Origin of the sequence: Streptomyces sp. APSN-46.1, assembly GCF_022815725.1 — a bacterium.
Classification (GTDB): domain Bacteria; phylum Actinomycetota; class Actinomycetes; order Streptomycetales; family Streptomycetaceae; genus Streptomyces.
In genome coordinates, this window is sequence record NZ_JALGRF010000020.1 from 1 (window position 1) to 6,535 (window position 6,535).

Genomic DNA, 6,535 nt, shown 5'->3' on the forward strand with positions numbered 1-6,535 from the left:
CCTTTGTACTCACCCTCGCGGGCTTTCCTCCGGGCTTTCGTTCTGTTCTTGCGTTTCCGACTCTATCAGACTCTTTCGTGTCCGATTCCCGGTCGAAGCGGGTTTTGCTTTCCAGTTCTTCGCTTTCGCGCTTCCCTTTCCGGCGAGACCGACTCTATCAGAAGTTTTCCACCGGATTTCCCGGCTTCCGATCTCTGGATGAGAAGTCGTCGAGTGCGACCCATGCAGAATTCAATTCTCGCGAGGTCGGCACCGCCATCGCACTGTCTCCAGTCCGAGGCAACCTGTTTACTCTACAACCCCCTCGGCTTGAGTGTCAAAGCGCTGAGCCACGAGGGGCTGCCGCCCCACGCCCACGTCCGTCATGCACGGCCTCCGCGTCCTGCCCGCCCTCCGTGTCGGCCGCAGCGGGGCACGGTCCCGCGGCGAACTGACCACGGAGATCCACCTCGCCCCCCTGGCCTTCGGGTGGCTGGCGGACGAGGCAGGCCCCGCGCCCAGGGGCGAAGAGCCCAGTCGCCCGGAGGCCACCCGATCCGTAGGTGTGAGGACCACCTCGCCGCCTCCGTATTCGTTCCCGTGGAGCCCGCCGAATTCGTTCCCGTGGAGCCCGCCGACGTCGGCGAGCTCGATCGCTTCGGCCTGCTGGGACTGGCCGCGACGGACGGCCTCCCGCTGCCTCGGCCGCCCGAAGCCGTCATCGGCCAGTCGAAAGCGGGCGATGACGGCGTGCTCGACACCGGCCTCTGCCTCTTCTGTGGCCATGCGGGAGACGCTCCCCTCCCTGACCTACATCACCGCCAGCCAGGACGTGTCCGGCCGATCCCGCCCGGAGCCCCCAGCCCTTCCCCTCCACGGCCCGGGGGCCTGAGCCTGCCGGCGCATGCGTTACCAGGAGCCGTCGGATGACGGTCCGCACCCGGCACCCACCGGCCACAACGCCCCTACGCCCAGCTACGGCGCGCGCAGAGTACGTGTCGCACGCGTGATGCCTTAGCCGAGCGGCCAGGACAGCGGCGTACACGCCCAAGTGCGCAACCAGGTACGCGGCGGCTACATGCCCGCTCCGTGCGGCCCCTGCCAGGTAGCGGCCCCGGCGACGATCCGGCACTTCAGAGCTGCCTACTGCGTGTGCCGCCGCGGCCCTTCATGTCGCCTGCCAACGCGCCGACGCACTTCCTGGTCGCCCCCGGTCTCGTCGCCACGGTCACACCGGACTGGGGTGAGGCAGCGTCCAGGTCTGGATTGGCGCCCAGCACCGCATCTCGCTCCACCTACTCCGCATCCCCCTGGCGACGCTTCGACGGATGACGCCTCCATGAGGCTCCCCGTCTCTGGACACGCAGCCACTTACCTGCTGTGCCGTCCGGGTCGGCTCGTTCCATGTGCTCAGGGGCAGGACCAAGCACGTTCGCGCTCACGGGGTGCACTCGTCGTATGAACTGAGAGCGGACAGCTCAAGATCTCGTAGGCCGATGGGGGACGTGTGTCATCCCACCGACGGGCAGCACTCCTCAGCTCACCGTGACGAAACCGCGAACGGAACTCTGGGCTCCGTGCAGCTGCGGCAGACAGCGAGAGCAGCCGCCGTCGCCGGGGAGCCCTGCTGAATGGTCCATGCCGATCTGGCCCATGCCGACGATGGAGGTGAGCTCTCCGTTTTCTGTACGGCCGAGCCGAGATCGCGCTGGGAACCGAGGCAGCGATGGCCGGCTACCGGGTCAAGTGCGTGGTGGCGACAAGCTGGTCAACGAGCTCGTCGAGGCTGCCGACGAGAAGCCTCATGACCTGCTTCATCCTCCGAGTGCGAACGACGCCCGCTCTTGCCACTTCGTGCCGTCGTGCACCATGAGTTCAACCGACGAGACGTGAGACGTGAACGGGAGACTGCCGGTGAGGTCGGCCTCGATCTCCTCCAGGACGGCGTCTTCCTGACCTTGAGCGATGGTCAGGTGCGGCACGATCTCGGCAAACCGGCCACCATACGGCGGAGCCTCAGGCCAACGATCAGCGATCGCCTCCGTGAGCTGCCGCAACCGCATGTCAGGCTCGGGAACGAGATACAGCACTTCCGGGAGCCGTCCACACCTCTCGAACCCCAGGTCAAAGGCCTGCTGGCGGCCCAGCACGTCCGCGAGAGCGGAGTAGACCAGCGCATCTATTCGGCTCTCGTCGAGGAACGGGAAGAGCACGGTGACGTGTGCTGGAACCCCGGCCTGGGCCGAGGGGTCGAGCCGTTCACGCCACCCGCGGACGGCCGGCTCTGCCTCCGGGATCCGGACGATGAGCCCCGTCTGGCCCGCCTGAAACGCACTGGTGCTGTCATCTGCCATGACACCGCATGCTGTCACCTCTGCCGCAGACAGCACGGCTCCTTTCCCGCCGAACCATCACGACCGATCTCCGAAGCAGGCCGGCGAGGGCCACCGAGAAGACGACGCTGCCGCCATTCCCGTAAACATCCACAGCGCGGACGATCACTGAACACTCCGGAACCCACGAACAAACGCTGTCGGTTGAGGGTTCTGGCTCAGGTTCTGGATGCTGTTGGTGATCTTCAGTCGCCGGCGCGGTTGCGTTCCAAGGAGGCCCGGTTCGCCTGCCGCAGCCTGGCCATCCAGGGTGCCGGCCCGGCGCTACACAAGAGGCGCTTACGGGCTAACCGACCCGCGGAGCCCCATAGGCACCGAGCGCGGCGCGGGAGCCTCGGCAAGATCACCAACAGCATCGGTTCTGTGAACCAGGCACGGTGAGTGATCGTTGTCAGCCGAGCGCGCGGAGGATGGCCTGCACTTCTTGGCGCCATTCGTCAGCCTCGCTTGTGTCCACCCAGCCGCTTGCCAGCTCTGATCCTTCTTCGAGGGCTCGGTGCAGTGCTTCGCATGCGAGGGCACGCAGTGCGTCCGGCAATTCGGGGAGTGGCTCGTCCGGCCTGTCGTCGGGGTCAATCACGACGTCACTGCCCGGAATCTGAGCGGCTACCAAGGCAGCGGCGGCTACTGCCTCGGCTCCGTCTCCGCCATCGACACGAGGACCGGAATCGGCGACTCGTCGCAGTGCTTCCTCGAGCGCACCGACGATCCGTTGCGGCGAGAGCCCGCGGAGCCGATCAGTGAAGTCACCGGCGATATCGCTGTCGAATGGTCCGGTTCCCCACGTACCCATGGTCTTCTCCTGGTAGTTGCTGATCACGGCTGCGCCAGCATGCCAGGGGCCGGTGACAACTTCACGAGCTCAGGAGGCTCGGTGAGCATCTGGGCGAAGGGCCGGACGTAGCCTCTCAGGGCGTCGAGCTCGGGGCAGTCGGCCAGGACGGCCTTGAGCCTGAGTGTTCGATCTCGGTGAGGGATTCCGGGCGACTGAGGATCCACTTGGGCACCACACGGGGTGCCGGGGGCCGTGCGATGACCGGGCGGGGTGACCTGCCCTTCTTCCTGATGTAGGCGCCGACGATGCCGTAGCTGCCCCGGTAGCCGAGCGGGATGATCTCCTCCCAGAGCTTCCAAGCGTCGGTGCAGCCTTCGTCCCAGCGTTCGTCGAGGTAGGGCTTGTACTCGTCCAAGGCGGAGGTGCGGTTGTTCTGCCACTGCCCGCGGAAGAGGTCTTCGGGCTTGGGTGCGTCGGCAAGGCCTTGACGGTGCGGTGGGTCATGTGGAGCTGGCGGCCGATGGCCCGGCGGCTGTGGCCGGCTTCCAGCATCGCGTGAACGGTCGCATGCCTGGCCCAGATGCAGTTGGCGAACCGATGGCTCCGCCACGGCGAGGCCGGAGTCTCGGCGGGTGGCGCCTGCTCGTCGGCTCATTTCGGGAGCAGGACGCGCGGGCACTGGCGATGGCGGGCGACTTCGCGCTCGGCGGACTCGCCGAGGTTGCTCCACATGCCACCAGTCAGCAGGTGCCTTCCGCGAAAAACAGTGCCCGGTCCCGGCAGACGGCCTCGATGCGAGGTCGCTTCGAAAGCCACTGGGCCAGTGTGGACGCCTCTCTGTCTGTAAGCACTTCCGTAGGCACCACGGTTCCAAGGCGCTTTGGTACCACCTTCGCACCGGTAGCCGACGACTCACCCGAGGCGCTGACGGCCTCTTCTCGCAGGTCATGTCTGTGCATCAGCCCGTTACCGGCCCGGCCGTCGGGTCTCGACATCGACCAGAATCGTTCCGCAGACGCGGCCCTTGCGCATGGCGTACTCATCGACGCCGACCACCCGCGGGGGCGCCGCCTCCGGATCGGGAAGGCCGTCGACCAACCGCAGGATGGTGCTGCGGCTGACGGACACCCCAAAGACGCGGGCCATCCGAGCGCCAGCCCGACCGTCGAACGCGAGACCTACCGCGGCCGGAGTCGAGCGCAGGCGCTCGGTTCACCAGCTGTGCTTCCGGGTCAGCCCCGGCAACTGCTCGACGAGCGTTCGCCGTCCGCCGCGCGAGCATCGCCACTGGTAATTTTCGGGCAACTTCTCGGAGGCGGTTGCGGACGATCGGGAGGCCCGAAGCCCCGAACCGGCACGGTTCGGGGCTTCGTTCGCACACGGATGTCAGCGGTTCAGCGCGTGAGGTTCAGCGTGTGAGGAGGTGGCGCGACAGCAGTCGGTCAGCCGATGTGGGCGGGGTGTGTCCAAGACCCTGAAGGAACGCTGGCACTGAGGTGGATCCTGGCCGGCGACAGGTCGGGGCGGGTCACCCCTCTTGCCAGGAAGCGCTGCCTGCCCCTGAGCCGCCACCGCATTCGCCCTCGGAGGTGCCGCGCTGGCCGGCATTCAGCGTGATCCACTGGCCGACCGCATCCGGCCACCAGCCACAGACGATGGTTGCTCGGAAAGCGATCGCCCGGTTGGTGTTGTTGGTGCAGTCCGCGAAGCCTTTGTAACCGTCGACCCACGTGCGGCAGTTCAGGTCGCCTGCCGCCGCGCGGGGTGCTGCCTCGGTGGTGTGGGCGGATGCCGGGGCACCCGCCGAGAGCAGGGCAGCCACAATGAGGGCACCCAGGGTGACAGGCATCTTGCGTCGCATCAGTTACTCCTTGGTAAGTGTTCTGGCGCACCACCACGGATGACGCAGGTGTCTGCCCTCCAGGAGCGTTCCTGAGCCCCGTTGTGTCCAGCTTTGAGAACGGCAGGCCTGTGCCCTGCAGTGCTCGCGTGGTGCTGGTGTAGTGCTCGATGAGGTAACCGGATAGTCGTCCGGAGGGCACGGTCGTACTGAACAGCACGCCCCAGCAGGAGAGAGTTCGGCCACCTCGGGGCAACCTCCCGCCATGGGGGCTCGCTCATCCTGAGAGGCGTGCGATGGCCTGGCGGAGGTGGCGTCCTTCGCGTGCATCCCGGCGGGTGACGATCACGTTCAGTCCGTCGAGGCCCGCACTGCTTCGTCCCAGGCGGTGGGGCTGCGGTAGTGGTTCCTGTGTCCTGCGGGAAGTACGGACCGGAGTTGCGCGAGATGCGGGGTATCCGCCGGGAGTTGCGGTTGCTCAAGGAGGGCCATTGCGGCCGTCGGGTCCAGGGCGCCGTGGACGTCGTGGTAGCCGGCCAACAGGCCCTTGAAACAGCGGCCCGTGCAGTGCGGGCAGCCCGAAAGCCGGTGTCGTACGCCCCCTGCTTTACGGGCCAGGGCGAGGGGCCGGAGCAGGCCAGAATCCGGCCGGCGCGGCTGAGCAGGGCGGCCGATCCGTCCGCCACGACGTGGTCGATGTCGTTCCCGAGCACCTAAGGCGAAGGCCGTTGCCACGGTGTCGTGATCCTCGAACCAGTCAACCCAAAGCGAGTAGGTGACGACGACCTCGGCTTCCCGATCCGCTTCCAGCCGTCGGCGATAGCCGTCCCACAGCGCATCGGTGGGCAGCGGACCCTCCGAACCTCGGTCCGCGAAGCGGATCTCGCGTCGCCCCACCCGTCACCGAGCTGGATGACCCGCTCACATCGCAGGCTCCGGCAGATGGCCGAGGTGCTCGATGACCCGCTTGCGCAACAGAAGGTACTCGTCCCAGCGGCGGGGCAGGGGGCCCGGCGGGCGTTCGATGACACGGGCCTCGGTGACGGTCTGGCCCAGCTGGAACTGTTCGTGCGTCAGGTCGAGTTCGGTGCCGCCGGGCAGCCGATTCCACCAGTGAAAGCCGTGCTGGTCCCCATCAAGGTGCACTTCGCCGAGCATGAGATCGCCGCCGAAGATGTCGTTGACGATCAAGGCCGTGATGTCACAGTGCCCCCAGGCCGGGTTGCGTGGCTGCCACTCGGCCTGGTTGTCGGGCGAGCACGTATCGGCAGCCCAGCTGGCTCGCAAGGCACGGTCGAGGTCGAGCAGGTTCCAAGGGATCATGCTCGCAGCATGGCAGTCACCACTGACACCGGAGACGGTGCGGCGTTGGAGAGCCCCCGACCCCTACCGCCCGCGCGCATTCCGCGGCCGTGATCAGCGGCCCGGAGCGCGCGGCGCGGACGTCGGTCATCGCCGGAATGCGGAAGGCCGGCACCCGACGCACCCCAAACGCAGAAAAGCCCCGCACCGGATACCCGGTGCGGGGCTTTTCGCAATGATTGTTCG

The 6,535-nt window shown here is 67.1% G+C and carries 6 protein-coding genes; all 6 read right to left on the reverse strand.

Annotated features, from left to right (window positions below; all coding sequences use genetic code 11):
- Nucleotides 1-1,793: 1,793 nt before the first annotated feature.
- Entirely contained in the window at nucleotides 1,794-2,333 is a 540-nt protein-coding gene (locus MTF65_RS30025; protein ID WP_243632154.1) for a 2'-5' RNA ligase family protein, read from the reverse strand.
- A 430-nt stretch (nucleotides 2,334-2,763) separates the two neighbouring features.
- On the reverse strand, nucleotides 2,764-3,192 hold the full coding sequence (locus MTF65_RS30030) for a DUF4259 domain-containing protein (RefSeq protein ID WP_243632155.1): 429 nt from the start codon (nucleotides 3,190-3,192) through the stop codon (nucleotides 2,764-2,766).
- An 88-nt stretch (nucleotides 3,193-3,280) separates the two neighbouring features.
- Complete coding sequence (locus MTF65_RS30035) at nucleotides 3,281-3,562, reverse strand: hypothetical protein (RefSeq protein ID WP_243632156.1); 282 nt, start codon at nucleotides 3,560-3,562, stop codon at nucleotides 3,281-3,283.
- Between the two features lie 551 nt (nucleotides 3,563-4,113).
- The gene (locus MTF65_RS30040) at nucleotides 4,114-4,293 is read right to left on the reverse strand and encodes a hypothetical protein (RefSeq protein ID WP_243632157.1); all 180 of its coding nucleotides are present in this window, start codon (nucleotides 4,291-4,293) and stop codon (nucleotides 4,114-4,116) included.
- A 382-nt stretch (nucleotides 4,294-4,675) separates the two neighbouring features.
- A complete protein-coding gene (locus MTF65_RS30045; protein WP_243632158.1) occupies nucleotides 4,676-5,008 on the reverse strand; it encodes a hypothetical protein in 333 nt (110 codons plus the stop codon).
- A 900-nt stretch (nucleotides 5,009-5,908) separates the two neighbouring features.
- The gene (locus MTF65_RS30050; protein ID WP_243632159.1) at nucleotides 5,909-6,310 is read right to left on the reverse strand and encodes a hypothetical protein; all 402 of its coding nucleotides are present in this window, start codon (nucleotides 6,308-6,310) and stop codon (nucleotides 5,909-5,911) included.
- Nucleotides 6,311-6,535 lie beyond the last annotated feature (225 nt).